The sequence below is a fragment of the Pseudomonas sp. SG-MS2 genome, from assembly GCF_009933855.1.
GTDB lineage: Bacteria > Pseudomonadota > Gammaproteobacteria > Pseudomonadales > Pseudomonadaceae > Aquipseudomonas > Aquipseudomonas putida_E.
In genome coordinates, this window is record NZ_MOMO01000055.1 from 1 (window position 1) to 15,706 (window position 15,706).

Genomic DNA, 15,706 nt, shown 5'->3' on the forward strand with positions numbered 1-15,706 from the left:
GGGCCAGCGAAGCAACCATGCGCCCCAGCGACGACAGGCGCTCATGGCGTGCCAACTGGTCTTGCAGGCGACGGGTTTCGGTCAGGTCATTGAGCAGCACCAGCTGGCCTGGCTCGGCATCCAGCGAACGCGTGGCAATGGACAGGCGACGGCCATCGCGCAGTGACACCTCATGCCCGTCATCCTTGCGCGGGGCGAAGCTGCGGGCGATCACCTGGCGCCACAACTGGCCGAGCAAGGGTTCACCCAACAGCTCACAGGCCGCCGGATTGGCTTCGCGCACCAGGCCCTGGTCATCGATGACGATCACCCCGCCGGGCAGCAGGGCCAGCAGGTTCTGCAAGCGATTGGCCAGGCGCTCTTTCTCGTTCAGCTCGGCCATGCGCTGGGCGCCGACCACCGCCAACTCGCCTTTGAGTTCGCTGACGCGGGCCTCGAGCATGCTGTAGGACTGGTTGAGCTGGGTGGAGACCTGGTCGAACAGGGCGAACGCCTGCTCAAGCCCCTGTCGACTCTCCTGTTCGACGGGGGTAGGCCCCTGCGGATCAGGGACTCGGGAAACATGGGCGGCCTGGGGCATCGTGCTCTCTCGCGTGGCTGACCGTCATAAAAACGGTGTGGTGCCAGCGGTGTAGCAATAGCCGTGCCGGGGATGGGGGTTTGTGCTTTTCAGGCCTGGCCCTATCGCCGTCAAAACGGCCACAGGTCCCCCACAGCATTCAAAGGCTGTGGGGGACCTGTGGGCGCCGGCTTGCCGGCGATTGTGGCGGTACAGGCGAAGTCAATCTTCAGCCTGCTCCTCACCGCCCTGGCGGCTCATGCCGTACTTGCGCATCTTCTCCACCAAGGTGGTACGCCGAATACGCAAACGTTCAGCCGCCCGCGCCACGATACCGTTGGCGTCGTCCAGCGCCTGCTGGATCAGCCCCTGCTCCAGGCTGCCCAGGTAATCCTTCAGGTCCAGGCCCTCAGGCGGCAGCATGGCATGGTTGGCAAAGCTCGGCGCGTGGCCGTTGATCGCCACGCGCTCTTCGAGGTCGCTGCGCAGGCTGTCGACCAACTGCTCGTCTTCATCGTCGATGTAGCGGAATTTCTTCGGCAGCTCCGACACACCAATCACCCCGTACGGGTGCATGATCGCCATGCGTTCGACCAGGTTGGCCAGCTCGCGCACGTTGCCAGGCCAGCCATGCCGGCACAGCGACATGATCGAAGCAGAGTTGAAGCGTATCGAGCCGCGCTTCTCATGCTCCATGCGCGAAATCAGCTCGTTCATCAGCAGCGGAATGTCTTCCACACGCTCACGCAACGGCGCCATCTCGATCGGAAATACATTAAGGCGGTAGTACAGGTCTTCGCGGAAGGTCCCACCCTCGATCATGGTCTCGAGGTTCTTGTGGGTCGCGGCGATGATGCGCACGTCAATGCTCTGGGTCTTGTTGCTGCCCACCCGCTCGAAAGTACGCTCCTGCAGCACACGCAGCAGCTTGACCTGCATCGGCAGCGGCATGTCGCCGATCTCGTCAAGGAACAGCGTACCGCCATTGGCCAGCTCGAAACGCCCGGCACGGCTGGTGATGGCGCCCGTGAACGCACCCTTCTCGTGGCCGAACAGTTCGCTTTCCAGCAATTCGGCCGGGATCGCCCCGCAATTGACCGGCACGAACGGCGCTTCGCGGCGCTTGGAGTGGTAATGCAGGTTGCGCGCGACCACCTCCTTGCCAGTACCGGACTCACCAAGAATGAGCACGCTGGCGTCGGTGTCGGCGACCTGCTGCATCATCTGCCGAACATGCTGGATGGCGCGACTGGTGCCCACCAGGCTGCGGAACAGGTTGGGCTCGCGCTGACGGCCACGCTCACGGGCCTGGTCGTACATCTCGCGATAGACCTGGGCACGGTGCAGGGAGTCGAGCAGCTGGCTGTAGCTGGGCGGCATCTCAAGGTTGGCCAGCACGCGACGGCGAAGCTCTTCGGGGAAATCCGCAGAAGAAATTTCGCCGATCAGCAATACCGGAAGGAACTCATCCCACCCGGCCACTGTCTTAAGCAACCCAAGCACATTGCCTGGAGCATTCACGGTTCCGATGAGCACGCAGAGCACTTCACGGCTGGAAGACAATGCCCCCACCACCTGCTGCCAATCCTGGCTGGAGCAGGGCAGGTTTTCTTCGCCGAGGAAGTTCAGAACCACCGCCAGATCGCGGCGGCGGGCGCTGTCGTCATCGATCAGGAGAATCTTGGTTTCACGCCACATGCAATAGCAACTTCCCTAGTCATATCGGCGCCCGAGGGCGTGCTCGACATCATTCAGACTGAATGGTCAGTGTTCGGACGTCTGAAATTCGAAAACAGCCACTAGTAAAGTCAAAAAAAAGCATGCAGTCAAATTAATGGCGCATGGCTTTTAGGACATCTGTGGTCAAGTGAACAGATGGTATACCTTAGCGGCGTTTTTCGCCTGACGGATTTGCGACATCTCGTCGACTATCGATTGACGCTCACCGCTTGCAACTTCAATTAACTTGCCGTAGACCGCTAGCAGGCCCTCAAGGCTCGAGCGTACCGCGTCTTCATTGCTGAGCGCCTCAGCCAGAACGTCCTCGACACAAAGACGGCACTTCAGGTCAAGCTCACCGACCGCATCCCAGTCACGGCTGGCCAATGCGGCAAGCAACTCGCTGCGAGTCCGCTCGATACCCTCGATCACCTTGCTCATAAAACCTCCCGGCTCAGGGGACCATCGACTGTGGGCCGATCGCGTCCCAGCCTTCCTTGACAGTGCTCAGCAAGTCCCTGACCTCGTCCAGGATCGCCGGATCGTTCTGGATATTGGCCTCACTCAGACGACGAGTCATGTACAGGTAGAGGCTGTCGAGACGATTGAGCTCGTCGGTCATGTTGTCACGATCCAGACCTTCGCGCAGGCCGCCAATGATGCCAATAGCCTTGCCTATCGCGATGCCCTTGCCGGCGATGTCCTTGCGCTGCATCGCGCCACTGGCCTGGGCAATGCGGTCCAGGCCACCCTCCATCAGCATTTGCACCAAACGATGCGGGCTCGCTTCAGAGGTCTGCGCCTGGGCGCCAATCTTCTGGTACTGCCGAAGGGCTAACATTGGATTCATGGGGTACCTCGTCACCACGGGGTTGCTGTATGACCGGGCTATCGGCGCGGCGTCAAAAAACTTTAGGGAGAATACAAAAAAGCCCGACCAAGCGTCACGCTTCGTCGGGCTTTTGGCGTTTGTTTACCGTGCCTACATCGTAACACGCGCGCGACGCCATACAGTGTGACGCCGCGACCTTGCCATGAAGCCTCAGGCAGATCAGGAGTTCTTCTGTTGCGCTGCCATTGCTTCAAAAATGGAAACGACGCTGTCGCGCTGAGCATTGAGCTGCCCAACCAGGGTGTCCATGGTGTTGTACTTCTTGGTCAGCGACGCTTCCAGGTCCTTGATGCGGGCATCCAGAGAGCTCTGCTCCATGCTCAGGCTTTTCTTGGCAACCTCAAGCGACTTGTTGCGCTCATCCAGCACACCACCGGACGCAGAGAATGGCTCCATGGTCTTGACCATGCGATCGAGCAGGCCGCCGTCACCATTGAACAGGTTCTGCACCTCGCCACCGAGCTTCTGATCATTGATCGCCTTGGTGAACTTGGTGCTGTCGAACTCCAGCAGGCCGCTACTCTGAGCGGTATTGATCCCCAACTGCGAAAGTACCGTCAATTGCCCCGAACCACCGGTACCGGAGACCACCAGTTCATTACGCATGGCCGACAGCATGCTGCGCACTGCCGGGTCACCCGACAGAGCCGGAGTGTTCCAGCTGCCGTCTGCCGCCTTGGTCGACACACTCACACTGTTTATCGTATTCACCAACGCGTTATAGGCATCGACGAACGACTGCACCGACTTTTTCAGGCCCTCAGTGTTGGCAGCCACGGTGACGCTGACCGGGCTGAGCGTTTCGGTCTTGGACAGCAGTTCGAACGTCATGCCACTGATCGCGTTATCGACCTTGTTCGATTTGCTGGTGAGCTTCATGCCATCGATATCGAACTCGGCATCTTTTGCGAGTTCGCCGATACGGCCAGCACCGCCCGCATCGGCCATCTGCGTTGCCGGGTCGATGGTCAGGTCAGCGATCCCCGAAGTAGAGATGTCCGAACCTTCGCCCATGGTTTCGGAGCTCAACACCAACCGCGAACCGGTACCGTCGTTAACGATGTTGGCGGTGAAGCCCTTGCCGCTCGCCTGGGCGTTGATCGCATCACGCGCCTGCTGCAGCGTAGCGTTGGCCGGAATGGTCACATCGAAGTCGACGCTATTCTGGGTGATGGTCAACGTGCCACCACTGGCGGAAACAACCGAGCTGCTGTCGGTGAAACGCTGACTGGCTACGCGCGACGCCGTGGCCAGCTGGGTAACCTGGATCGAATAGCTGCCGTTGACTGCCGCACTGCCTGCCGTGGCCTTGACGTACTTGTCGTTGGAGGAGGCTGCCGTCGACCCGAGAAACGCAGGGTTGGCACTGTCGTTAAGCTTCTCCAGCGCCGTCTTGTAGGCGGTCAACGCACTTTTGAGGCTACCCACCGCCGAAATCGATGCGGTGTTCGCCGACGTGCGGCGGTCGAGCTGGCTCTGCTTGGGAGTCTTTTCGGCATCAACCAGGGCCTTCACAATGGCCGAGGTATCGAGACCGGAACCCAGCCCCAAACTCGGTAGAATTGGACTTGCCATTACATCCTCCTTTCTGGTTAACGCCCAAACGCAGAGTTGCCTGATCAGCGCCGGTGCAACAATTCAAATGACCGGCCGGCTGTCAGACTTTCTCATCGAAGAGCAAACTATTGACATCTTGCAGGCTTCGGGCCAGCTCCAGCGCTGTTTCAGACGGGATCTGACGGATCACCTCACCGCTATCGCGGGCAACGACCTTGACGATCCACCTGCCGGTGGAATCATCCACCGAAAACTCCAGGTTGCGCTGCAACGACTGGACAAAATCTTGAATTTCCTTGACGGCCGATTGTAACTCGGCCTCGCTCTTGGGAGCGTCTTGCTGCAATGTCTTGCGCAGCTGACCTGAAACCTTGTCAGCAGCTGTATTGTGCTCGGTGCTGCCAACCAGCGACGACACCGGATACGACGGGCTTGACTTGACGCTTATGTCCATCGCACATCACCTTTAAAAAGTAAAAAGCGAGAGAGCGCATGAGCACTCCCTCGCCGAACTTCATCGCGCTATTACTGAAGCAGTTTCAGTACGGCGGATGGCAGCTGGTTAGCCTGAGCCAGAACAGAGGTCGAAGCTTGCTGCAGGGTCTGCTGCTTGGTCAGCTGAGCGGTCTCTGCGGCGAAGTCGGTGTCCTGAACTCGGCCCATGGCGGCAGCCGAGTTTTCGTTCATGCTTTGCAGGTTGTTGATGGTCGACTGGAAGCGGTTCTGGATAGCACCCAGGTCCGACTTCTTGGTGTCAACGGTCTGCAGAGCAGCGTCGATCGCGGTGATAGCGCCGTCAACGGCAGCGTGGACGGCCGAGTCGGAAGTACCCGAGATCGCCAGGGCACCGGTGCCGACTGCAAGGGAGGTAGCAGCGAACGACGAGGTCATCGAAACGCTCAGGATCTGGCTGGTACCAGTCATCGCGCCAACCTGGAACTCCATGGTGCCAGCGGTGCCGTTCAGCAGTTGCTTGCTGGTACCGAAGGTGGTGGAGGTCGCGATACGAGTGATCTCGTCGGACTTGGCCGCGAATTCTTTGTTCAGAGCAGCGCGTTCAGTGGTGCCGTTGGAGTCGTTACGTGCCTGCAGAGCCAGTTCACGCATACGCTGCAGGATGTTGGTGATTTCCGACAGCGCGCCTTCAGCGGTCTGGGTGATCGAGTTACCGTCGTTGGCGTTCTTGATGGCAACGGTGGTACCGGTAACCATGGTCTGCAGCTTGTTGGCGATCTGCTGACCAGCAGCATCGTCTTTAGCGCTGTTGATACGCAGGCCGGAAGACAGGCGAGTCATCGAAGTGCTCAGCGCGTCGGAAGCTTTGTTCAGGTTCTTCTGCACGCCCAGCGAAGTGGTGTTGGTGTTTACGGTTAAAGCCATGACGAATTCCTCGTTGGATGGATACTGCGGCTTCCGGCCCTGGCGTCCGCCGGGTGTGGCCTAGAGAACCTTCGTAATGGTTATCGTCGGGTTTGCAAGTTGCTTTAGGGCTTTTCCAAAAAAAAATGCCATCACCACGCCACCCCCTTGCAAACCGGGCTTTACAGCCGTTCCCCGCGATGCTTTCGCCAACCACGAAGTGTGATACAGCTCACACTTCAGCGCGAGGCCGCCTGCTCGATCAGATGCAGCAGCTCATATTCGAGGTAATCGGCCAGCGCCAGCCAGTCCTGGCGCTGCTGGGCATCGAGCATGGCCTGCATGACCACCGCCCCCGCTTTTGGATCGACCTGCGGCAATACCTCATCGAACAGCTCGACCATACGCAACGCCGCCTCCACATCCCGCCCAAGGCGTAACAGCGTGGCGCATTCGCGCGCCGCGCGCCCTTGATCGGCAGCATTCATGAACAGAACTCCGGATCGAAAGTGGTGCCGGCGATGTGCGCGCCGGCACGACTGGAGTTGTGGAACCGCACCTGGGGATGGCGCGCAATGAACCGCTCAAGCTCGATCAGGTAACTGCGGAAGTTAAGCTGGGTTCGTGCACGCTGGCCATGGCCATCCAGCACCCAGTGCTGCGCCGCCGCAATCGCCGGGCCGAGTACGCCATCGTCCCAGCCTGTGTGGGTGCGACCACCCGGGAAGGCGAAATCAGCGCCGAAAAACGTAATGCGCACGGCCCCCATCTTCACAGCCAGGTCCGTAGCAGGGTGAATCACGCTTCCCCCAACGAACAACTCGGCGCGCGGTATGGCTTGGCGCACCTGCGCATACAGCGCACTGCCGGAATAGGCTGTGTAGCGTGGCCCACGCCAATTACCGAGCAGCTCGACGTCCAGCATCGGCATGTAGACCAGGGTAGTCGCAGCCGAGTCTTGCGGCGGCAAGTGATGGAGGCGGATTTTATGGTCGACACTGACCACGATGTCAGGCTGGATTCCGGCGCGCAGCAGGGGGATATAAGCGGTGTCGACGCAGATGAACAGTGGCCGCTCGGCCTGAACGCGCACCCTTGCCAATGCAGGCAGGTGCCCGGCCAAGGTTGGCCCGGTGGCAATCACATAGCAGTCACGCCCGGCCTGGCTACCGAACAGCGCGGCCACATCAGGGTCGTGGCGCAACAACGGCAAACTGTCTTCGAGCAGCTTCTGCAAGCGCGGGTCGGCCACATCGAAAGCGCGATTGCTGTCTGCCAGGTGGGCCTCGCTGATCAGACGGTCGCGCACCTTCGCATTGAAGTCATCGGCCAGCACCCGTTCGGAAGGCAAGGCGAAGAACGGCAAGGCGATTTCCGCGCTGTCGCCGGCATAGGCCAGTTCGACGCGCGGGTCGGCAAGCCAGTCGGACTGATCCAGCAGTTGCAGCACCAGCTGGAACAGTGCGCCATTGAGCAGGTACACCTGCAACCGCACGAGCCCAGGCCGCTCCAGCAGCACGCGCTGCAAGTCACCCAGCCCACTGCCATAGAGATGAAGAGTGGAACTGTCTTCAGGCAGGCTCGCGGCCTGCAGGCGCGCCTCGGCAAGACGATCGTGACGACTTGTGAGCTGGATGCCACACACGCTCAGGGTAGACCCCAGCCCCTCCACCAGCTCGACCTCGAGCGCACTACACGCCTCGCCTTGCAGGCGCTCGTACAGTGCCGGCCAGCGGGCCTGCAGCACTTCAGCGTTACGCTGGAAAAACTCGCTCATGGGTTGAGCTTCCCTTACCTGCGAAACACCGAAGAGTACCCGACTGGCAGCGCTTATTCAGCCTTGTAGAGAACCGCCGAGCCCCACGACAGGCCGACACCGAAGCCGCTAATGGCCACGCGCTTCCAGGCACTGTCGAACATGTGCTTCTGCAACAGCAGCGGAACGCTCGATGACACGGTATTACCGGTCTCCAGCATGTCCTTGATGAACTTGTCGGCCTGGGACTTTTCCGGGTCTTCCTCGAAGCGTCGTGCCACGGCATCGACGATCGCCGCACTGCCCTGATGGATGCAGAAGGCGTCGATATCCTTGTTCTCCAGCCCTGACTCGCGCAGCAGCTCATGCAGATGCGCCGGCACCTTGATCAGAGCGAAGTTGAAGACCTGACGACCGTTCATGAAGAACTCGCCATCAGTCACCTTCAGGTGCGGCGCACCAGCACCGTCGGTACCGAACTTCGCCTTGCCCAGTTGCCAGGTAGCGCCCTCACCCATCCAGGTGGCAGTGGCCGCGTCGCCGAACAACATGGTGGTATTGCGGTCTTCTGTGTTGACGATCTTGGAGTACGGATCAGCCGTCACCAGCAGGCCATTCTTCAGGCCTGCGGCTTCCATGAAGCCTTTGAGCGCGTAAATGCCATAGACGTAGCCGGAGCAGCCCAGGGAAATGTCGAAGGCCGCGACATGGGTCGGCAGACCGAGTTTGTGCTGGACGATGGCAGCGGTGTGAGGCAAGCCTTCCTCGTCACCGTTCTGGGTGACGACGATCAGCGCATCGATCGCCTCGCGCTTGAGTTGCGGGTTAGCGGCGAACAGGTTGTTGACCGCTTCGACACACAGATCGGAAGTCTCCTGCTCATCGTCCTTGCGCGGCAGGAAGCTTGCGCCGATCTTGCCGAACATGAACTCTTCGTCCTTGCCGAATTTCGCGCCTTGTACATAGTTGTCCAGGCCGGAAGCGGGCACATAGCTCGCGATGCTTTTAATGCCGATCATCATGGCTTCCCAATAAATAACAGCTCAATACCACCGCCCGGATGACTCGAGCGGCGCCTGAAGAACGGGATCTGCCGCCCAGGTGGAGTGGCGACAGGCAGGGTGGCAGGCGGCAATTGCACACCTGCCCCATTAACGGTTACAGAAGGAGATGCCCGCTCTGACCGATAGGTCACGAATATTTCAAGACAATCGCATATTTTGCCTGGCCGCGTCACGTCGTCATAGCGCTTGCGAGTTTGCCATGCAGGGCAAACCTGGCCCCGGCTGGAGCCAACTTTCAGTCGAGCAGTTGCCAGTCCAGGGGCGTACCGCGCTTGAGTGGTTGCCTGGCCTTGCGGCCAAGCACCGCATCGAGATGGCCTGGCGCCAGCCCCAAACCTGGGCGGATGGCGCGCACGTTGCTACGGTCGAAGATCTCGCCAGCAGCCATGTCACGCACTACATACAGCGAGCGGCGGAAACGCCGCGAGGCCTCCTCGGCCTGGGTCGCGCCATAGTGCACCCGCCCCAGCGACTGCCAGGCACGCTCGGTTTCCAGCACCAGCGCTGCCATTTCCTGGGGTTCCAGGGAAAATGCCGCATCCACGCCGCCATCGGCACGGTCAAGCGTGAAGTGCTTTTCCACCACCGTCGCCCCCAGGGCCACTGCCGCCACCGCAACCCCAACCCCCATGGAGTGATCCGACAGCCCGACCTGGCAACCGAAGAGCTCGCGCATGTGCGGGATGGTCAGTACGTTGCTGTTCTGCGGGCTGGCCGGGTAGGTACTGGTGCACTTGAGCAGCACCAGGTCGCGACACCCTCCTTCGCGCGCCACCCGCACGGTACGTTCGAGTTCCGCGAGGCTGGCCATGCCGGTGGAAATGATCATAGGTTTACCAGTGGCCGCCACTTTGCGTATCAGCGGCAGATCGGTGTTCTCGAAGCTGGCAATCTTGTAGGCCGGCACATCCAGGCTTTCGAGGAAATCCACCGACGTTTCGTCGAACGGCGTGGAGAACACCAGCATGCCCAGCTCACGAGCGCGCTCGAAGATCGCTGGGTGCCACTCCCAGGGGGTATGGGCCTTTTCGTACAGCGCATACAGCGATGAGCCAGACCAGAGGCTGTTCGGGTCGGCTATGAAAAACTCACCATGCGCCAGGTCCAGGGTCATGGTGTCGGCAGTGTAGGTCTGCAGCTTCAGCGCATGGGCGCCGGCGGCGGCGGCCGCTTCGACGATCTCCAGTGCCCGGGCCAGCGACTGGTTGTGATTGCCACTCATCTCCGCGATCACCAGCGGTGGCTGGTCCGGGCCGACACAGCGGTGCCCGATGTTGAATCTGTTCATGGGCTACTCCTGGAATACCCGCTCGAACGAGCACGGCGACTGAGCGAAGCCGGCACCCGCGAATAATTGCAATGACGCCTGATTGTCGGGCAGCACCTGGGCCTCGATCGCACGCAGGTCCGGCCAGAACTCACGCACGCAGGCCTCGCCACGGGCGAGCAACGCTCTGCCCCAACCCAGCCCGCAACGCCCCGCGAAGAGATACAACGACACCTTCGCCCGCTGCCCGGGCAAGCGGTCGTAGCGAACACAGCCCACCGGCCCGTCGCCTGTCTCGGCGATCAGCAGCAAACGCTGCCGATCAGCCAGCGTAGCAGCCAGCCAGGCCAGATGCCCCGCCCAGTCCAGCTCCCGCGCCTGCTGCGAACGGCGCCGTACCTCGGGCGCGTTGCGCCCGTCGAACAACAGCCGCGCGTCTTCACTGCGAGCCGGACGTAGCGCAAGCCCTTCCCCCAGCAAGGCCACCGCCACCCGCTGCGCCCCCAGGCCATCGACCAGTGCCCGACTGCGCTCGGCGAAGCTCTGGCGCAGTGCCTGATTGCTCAGCAACAGGGCAATCGCCTGGCGCAGCGCAGGCACCTGGACCTGCCCAGCCTCCCCCAGGTAAAGGTGCATGCCCGCCTGAGCCATGGCCTGGGCATTGGCCCGCTGGTTGTCTGCCACGCTCACGCACAGGCTCGGCAAGCCCAGCGCGGCGCGCTCCCAGGTAGTACCGCCGCCGGCGCCGATGAACAAGTCTGCCGCAACCATCCGCATTGGCAGATCGTCGACATAGTCATGCAGCTCCCAACCCGCCCGCGCGTCGCACAACTGGGCCAGCAGCTCACCCTGCCGATGCCCGAGCCCAGCGATGCAGGTGACCTGCAACCCTTCCAGCCCGGACAGCGCCTGCAAGGTCTTGGGCAGCATGCCAGCCACATCGAAGCCACCGAAACTCACCAGCACCCTTCGTGCCTGCAGGGGCGGCGATATCGCCGCCCCCTGAAACGCCGGCCCCACCAGCGCATAGCGTGGCCCCAGCAAGCGCCGGCACTCCGTTGCCAGCCGCGGCGCGTAGAGCGCCTCGCTGGCACTGAAATTCTGATCCAGCAGCAGGTCGGCGGCATGATCACGATCAGCCAGGTCATCGATGACCGCGATGCGCCGGGCGAACGCCCGGGCTGCCTGCTCCCAGCGGGCGTCCAAGGCGTAATGATCGACGATTAGCCAGTCGAATCGGGCCTGTGCCGGCAGCACATCACGCAGCGCCGCGATATCCGCGGCCCAGGGTTCGATGCCCGGTTTTTCCTCGCGCTGCGGCCATGCAAAGACCTTGAAACCCTCCTGCTCGATGGCGGCCCGGCGTTGACCGTCAAGCAGGCAACAGGCAAAGCTCACCTGCGCACCGAGCTCTCGGAGGGCTTTGCCCAGCGTCAGGCAGCGCGCCGTGTGGCCGACGCCAATCGATGAAGAGGCATCAGCACGTACCAGCACCTTCATGGCGCCAGCTCCCCGCCAGCTTTGAGCGCTGCGTACAGGTACTGCGCGCGCAACCAGTCTTCCTCGCTGTCGATGTCCTGAACCAGATGCCGGGGGATGATCACTGGCAAACTCCGCTCGGAATGAAGGGCCTCGTTCTGCAACCAGGCCTGCACCCGCCCCCAGTAAAACTGGCCAGCATCCTGATAGGCCGGTGCAAGGTCCTGAGACCGGGTCTCACGATACTGTGGGTACAGAGGCACAAGCGCACCCTGATCGTCGAGCGACAGCGCCCGCTGGACCGGGAAACCGAAGCTGCTCACCGAAAAGGCGAAAGAGCGCTCAGGGTGTTGCCGCAACAACGCCAACCCCTGCTGCAAGTAACGCTGCTGCACGAAAGGCGCAGTGGCGTAGATGCAACAGGCATGGGTCAGGACATGGCCCTGGCTGGCCAGTGCCTGCAGGGCGTGGCTGACCACAGCCTGGGTGGTGGCATGATCGTCAGCCAGGTGCGCCGGCCGACGGAACGGCACCTGCGCACCGTATTCCCGTGCCACCGCCTCTATTTCAGGGTCGTCGGTGCTGACCACCACCTGTTCGAACAAGCCACTGGCCAGTGCCACTTGGATCGAGTGGGCAATGATCGGCAGCCCGGCGAACATCTTGAGGTTCTTGCCAGGGATCCGTTTGCTGCCTCCACGGGCCGGGATGATCGCGACGTTGGTTTCCATTCGCTCAGGCATTCACGCAGCCCACCGGCAACTTCAGCAACCCGCACAGGCTGGCGATCACTTGATCCTGCTGAGCGTCAGTCAGCTGCGGGTACATTGGCAGGCTCAGGGCTTGTGCGTAGTAACTTTCGGCCTGCGGAAAATCGCCCTGTTTGAAGCCCAGGTCGCGGTAATAGGGTTGCAGGTGAATGGGAATGTAATGAAGGTTGACCCCAACTCCTGCAGCCCGCATCCCATCGAAAATCTCCCGGTGTGAACGCGGGATACGATCACACTCAAGGCGCACCACGAACAGATGCCAGGCGGACTCGGCATCCTGCTGAGGTGCCTGGACGCTCACGGGCAGGTGCGCCAGCAAGCGCTGATAGCGAGCCGCCAACTCGCGGCGACGGGCAAGGAACGCATCCAGCCGGGTCAGTTGAGACAGCCCCAGGGCAGCTTGCAGGTCGGTGATGCGATAGTTGAAGCCCAGTTCAAGTTGCTGGTAGTACCAGGCACCATGGCTTTCTTCGGTCATTTGGCCCGGGTCACGGCTGATCCCGTGACTGCGCAGCCTACGTAAACGCGCGGCCAGATCGGCACGCGCGGTAAGCACCATGCCGCCCTCGGCCGTGGTGATGATCTTTACCGGGTGAAAGCTGAACACCGTCATGTCGGCATATTCGCCACAGCCGACCGGCTTGCCCGCGTAACGTGCGCCGACCGCGTGGGCAGCGTCCTCGATAAGGGTAAAGCCATACTGCCGGGCCAGCACCGCGATCGAACGCATGTCGGCGCTTTGCCCGGCAAAGGCCACGGCGACTACCACCTTGGGCAGGCGCCCCTCCCGGGCGGCCTGCTCGAGTTTCAGCGCAAGTGCCTGGGCGTCGATAGTCCAGGTGTGCGGGTCGATGTCGACGAAATCGACACCGGCGCCGCAGTAGCGCCCACAGTTGGCTGATGCGACAAAACTGATGGGGCTGGTCCATAGCCAGTCCCCGCTCCCCAGGCCAGCGGCGAGGCAGGCAAGGTGCAGCCCCGCAGTGGCGTTGCACACAGCTACCGCGTGCGTTGCGCCACAACGCTGGGCCATAGCCTGCTCGAAGTGCTCGATCAGTGGCCCCTGAGTCAGCCAGTCGGACTGCAGCACCTCTACGACCGCGGCGATATCCGCCTGATCGATGCTCTGCCGAGCATAGGGGATCATGCTGGCAAGCCTGCGTGCAGGTCTGCCAGCTGGTCCACGGTGAGGAAGGCGGGATTGGTATCGGAACGGTACTCGAAATCCTCGGCAACCCAGCGCCCGGTTTCACCCACGCAATCGATCGCAAAATCCACATCCGTATGGTTGAAGCGGATCGACGGAACGATGGTGAAATGATCACCAAACTCAAGGGTCATCCGCGCATCGTCCAGCGGGATCATCAGTTCGTGCAGCTTTTCCCCCGGGCGGATGCCGACCACGTTCTGCGGCAAGTGCCCGGCCATGCCGCGCGCCAGGTCGACGATGCGAATGGACGGGATCTTGGGCACGAACACTTCCCCCCCGTGCATGCGGGCAAAGCTGTCGAGCACGAACTGTACGCCATGGTCGAGGGTGATCCAGAAGCGCGTCATCCGCGGGTCAGTGACGGGGAGCTCGCGGGCACCCTCCTCGATCAGGCGCTTGAAGAATGGCACCACCGAGCCCCGGGAGCCCGCCACATTGCCATAGCGCACAACCGCAAAGCGGGTGTCCTGTTGGCCGGCAAAATTGTTGGCGGCCACGAACAGCTTGTCGGACAGCAGCTTGGTCGCACCATACAGGTTGATCGGGCTGGCCGCCTTGTCGGTGGACAGTGCGACGACCTTCTGCACGCCATTCTCGATCGCCGCGGCGATGATGTTCTCGGCACCATTGACGTTGGTGCGGATGCATTCGGTGGGGTTGTACTCGGCCGCGGGCACATGCTTGAGCGCGGCGGCATGAACCACATAGTCGATACCGCGCATGGCCTGGCGCACGCGCTCGGCATCACGGACATCGCCCAGGAAATAGCGCATGCACGGCGCGTTGAAACGCTGCTGCATCTCATACTGTTTCAACTCGTCGCGGGAGAACACCACGACGCGCCGTGGGCGGTAGCGCTCAAGCAACCGCTCGATGAAGCGGCGCCCGAACGACCCGGTCCCCCCGGAGATGAAAATGGACTTGTCGTCGAACATACCTGGTTCCTAGGGGCGGCGCCGTCAGCTGACGAAGGCGCCCGATTGCACTGTAAGGCAGGGCGCACAGCGTACAGATTTCTGACTCGCGCCCCCCAATGAACCAGCTCGAAGCAAGATGCAGGCCAGTGCCGCGTCAGGCGATCAGCCCGGCCCAGTCCAGCGCCGCCTTGCCGGGGGCAAGCACCTGGCTTTGGACTGTACCTTGCCACTGCGCCGACCATTTGGCGCGCAATGCCGCCAGCGCCGCCTCGTCCTCGGCGACCACGCCGGGGTAAATCACCTGCACCTGTGGCGTCCAGACTGTCAGCAGGCCGGCCGCGGCTGCTTTCAGGCACAGGTCGACATCACCATGGGCATGGGCGAACGTGGTTTCGTCGAGCCCCTCCAGAGCACGGAAGACTTCGCTACGGACCATCAGGCAGCTCGCCGAGACCGCTGGACAGTTCTGCTCGACCGCCAGCCGATTCAGGTAACCCACGGCATTTGCGGCCTCACCGGCAAAAGCTGGCGCAACTGCGCCTTCGGCGTCCAGCAGCAAGCCCGCCTGGGCAAGCTTGCCGTCAGTATCGAGCAGCTTGGCACCGACCACGCCTACTTCCGGACGCTGCGCCTGGTTGAGCAACGCTTCGATCCAGTTGGCATTGACCACTTCGGCGTCCGCCGCCAGCAATATCAGGTATTGCCCCTTGGCCTCGGCACTGGCAGCGTTGCACAGCGCCGCCGCGCTCAGGCGTTCGCTACTTTGCAGCACGCGCACCTTGCCAACCTGCTGCTGCGCCAGCCATTCGAGCAACTGCGGTGACTGACTGGCGTTGTCGGCGATCAGTACCTCGTAGCGCGCATAGCGAGTGCGCTGCAGGATGCTCTTCAGGCAGCGCTGCAGTTCGTCCAGATTGTCCTCGCTGCGCAGCACGATGCTCACCAGCGGCCGCTCGACGTGCCTGTAGTCGATACGCAAGGTGCCAGGCAGCGGCGTACTGACCTGGGCCTTGTAGCCACGGCCGGCCAAGTGTCGCATCAAGGCCTGGCGGGCATGCTCGCTGTCCTTGGCCTGCGGTGCCGGGGTGATCAGCATCGGCTCGTCGAGATGGGCCAGCCCGTTGAGGCCGCCCTGCTCGATCAGGCGCAGCAGCAGG

Annotated in this window: 16 protein-coding genes; all 16 read right to left on the reverse strand. The window is 61.9% G+C overall.

Annotated features, from left to right (window positions below; all coding sequences use genetic code 11):
* Window positions 1-580 (reverse strand): PAS domain-containing protein (locus BLX42_RS03965; protein WP_161871193.1); only part of this gene is annotated, 580 nt, incomplete at its 3' end.
* Between the two features lie 201 nt (window positions 581-781).
* Complete coding sequence (fleQ, locus tag BLX42_RS03970; protein ID WP_039603506.1) at window positions 782-2,257, reverse strand: transcriptional regulator FleQ; 1,476 nt, start codon at window positions 2,255-2,257, stop codon at window positions 782-784.
* 165 nt (window positions 2,258-2,422) lie between these two features.
* Entirely contained in the window at window positions 2,423-2,719 is a 297-nt protein-coding gene (locus BLX42_RS03975; RefSeq protein WP_161871194.1) for a flagellar protein FliT, read from the reverse strand.
* A 13-nt stretch (window positions 2,720-2,732) separates the two neighbouring features.
* On the reverse strand, window positions 2,733-3,128 hold the full coding sequence (gene fliS, locus BLX42_RS03980) for a flagellar export chaperone FliS (protein ID WP_039603508.1): 396 nt from the start codon (window positions 3,126-3,128) through the stop codon (window positions 2,733-2,735).
* A gap of 201 nt (window positions 3,129-3,329) precedes the next feature.
* Window positions 3,330-4,745, reverse strand: coding sequence for a flagellar filament capping protein FliD (gene fliD, locus BLX42_RS03985; protein ID WP_119687543.1), 1,416 nt, complete (start codon window positions 4,743-4,745; stop codon window positions 3,330-3,332).
* 82 nt (window positions 4,746-4,827) lie between these two features.
* Window positions 4,828-5,181 (reverse strand): flagellar protein FlaG, encoded by a 354-nt coding sequence (locus BLX42_RS03990; protein WP_161871195.1) that lies wholly within the window; start codon window positions 5,179-5,181, stop codon window positions 4,828-4,830.
* A gap of 71 nt (window positions 5,182-5,252) precedes the next feature.
* Complete coding sequence (locus BLX42_RS03995; protein WP_161871196.1) at window positions 5,253-6,107, reverse strand: flagellin domain-containing protein; 855 nt, start codon at window positions 6,105-6,107, stop codon at window positions 5,253-5,255.
* A 218-nt stretch (window positions 6,108-6,325) separates the two neighbouring features.
* A complete protein-coding gene (locus tag BLX42_RS04000; RefSeq protein WP_125924739.1) occupies window positions 6,326-6,574 on the reverse strand; it encodes a hypothetical protein in 249 nt (82 codons plus the stop codon).
* Window positions 6,571-7,863, reverse strand: coding sequence for a motility associated factor glycosyltransferase family protein (locus BLX42_RS04005; protein WP_161871197.1), 1,293 nt, complete (start codon window positions 7,861-7,863; stop codon window positions 6,571-6,573). Before BLX42_RS04005 ends, BLX42_RS04000 begins: the two co-directional genes overlap by 4 nt.
* A gap of 53 nt (window positions 7,864-7,916) precedes the next feature.
* On the reverse strand, window positions 7,917-8,861 hold the full coding sequence (locus BLX42_RS04010; protein WP_119689077.1) for a ketoacyl-ACP synthase III: 945 nt from the start codon (window positions 8,859-8,861) through the stop codon (window positions 7,917-7,919).
* 280 nt (window positions 8,862-9,141) lie between these two features.
* Window positions 9,142-10,194: a pseudaminic acid synthase gene (gene pseI, locus BLX42_RS04015; protein ID WP_161871198.1), complete on the reverse strand. Its 1,053-nt coding sequence runs from the start codon at window positions 10,192-10,194 to the stop codon at window positions 9,142-9,144.
* Between the two features lie 3 nt (window positions 10,195-10,197).
* On the reverse strand, window positions 10,198-11,673 hold the full coding sequence (pseG, locus tag BLX42_RS04020) for a UDP-2,4-diacetamido-2,4,6-trideoxy-beta-L-altropyranose hydrolase (RefSeq protein ID WP_161871199.1): 1,476 nt from the start codon (window positions 11,671-11,673) through the stop codon (window positions 10,198-10,200).
* Window positions 11,670-12,395 (reverse strand): pseudaminic acid cytidylyltransferase, encoded by a 726-nt coding sequence (pseF, locus tag BLX42_RS04025; protein ID WP_119687548.1) that lies wholly within the window; start codon window positions 12,393-12,395, stop codon window positions 11,670-11,672. Before pseF ends, pseG begins: the two co-directional genes overlap by 4 nt.
* Window positions 12,388-13,569: a UDP-4-amino-4,6-dideoxy-N-acetyl-beta-L-altrosamine transaminase gene (gene pseC / locus BLX42_RS04030; RefSeq protein WP_119687549.1), complete on the reverse strand. Its 1,182-nt coding sequence runs from the start codon at window positions 13,567-13,569 to the stop codon at window positions 12,388-12,390. The genes pseF and pseC overlap by 8 nt, the downstream gene beginning before the upstream one ends.
* Window positions 13,566-14,567, reverse strand: a complete 1,002-nt coding sequence (gene pseB / locus BLX42_RS04035) for a UDP-N-acetylglucosamine 4,6-dehydratase (inverting) (protein WP_161871200.1) — start codon at window positions 14,565-14,567, stop codon at window positions 13,566-13,568. The genes pseC and pseB overlap by 4 nt, the downstream gene beginning before the upstream one ends.
* A 136-nt stretch (window positions 14,568-14,703) precedes the next feature.
* Window positions 14,704-15,706: glycosyltransferase (locus BLX42_RS04040; RefSeq protein ID WP_161871201.1), on the reverse strand; the 1,003-nt coding region annotated here is incomplete at its 5' end.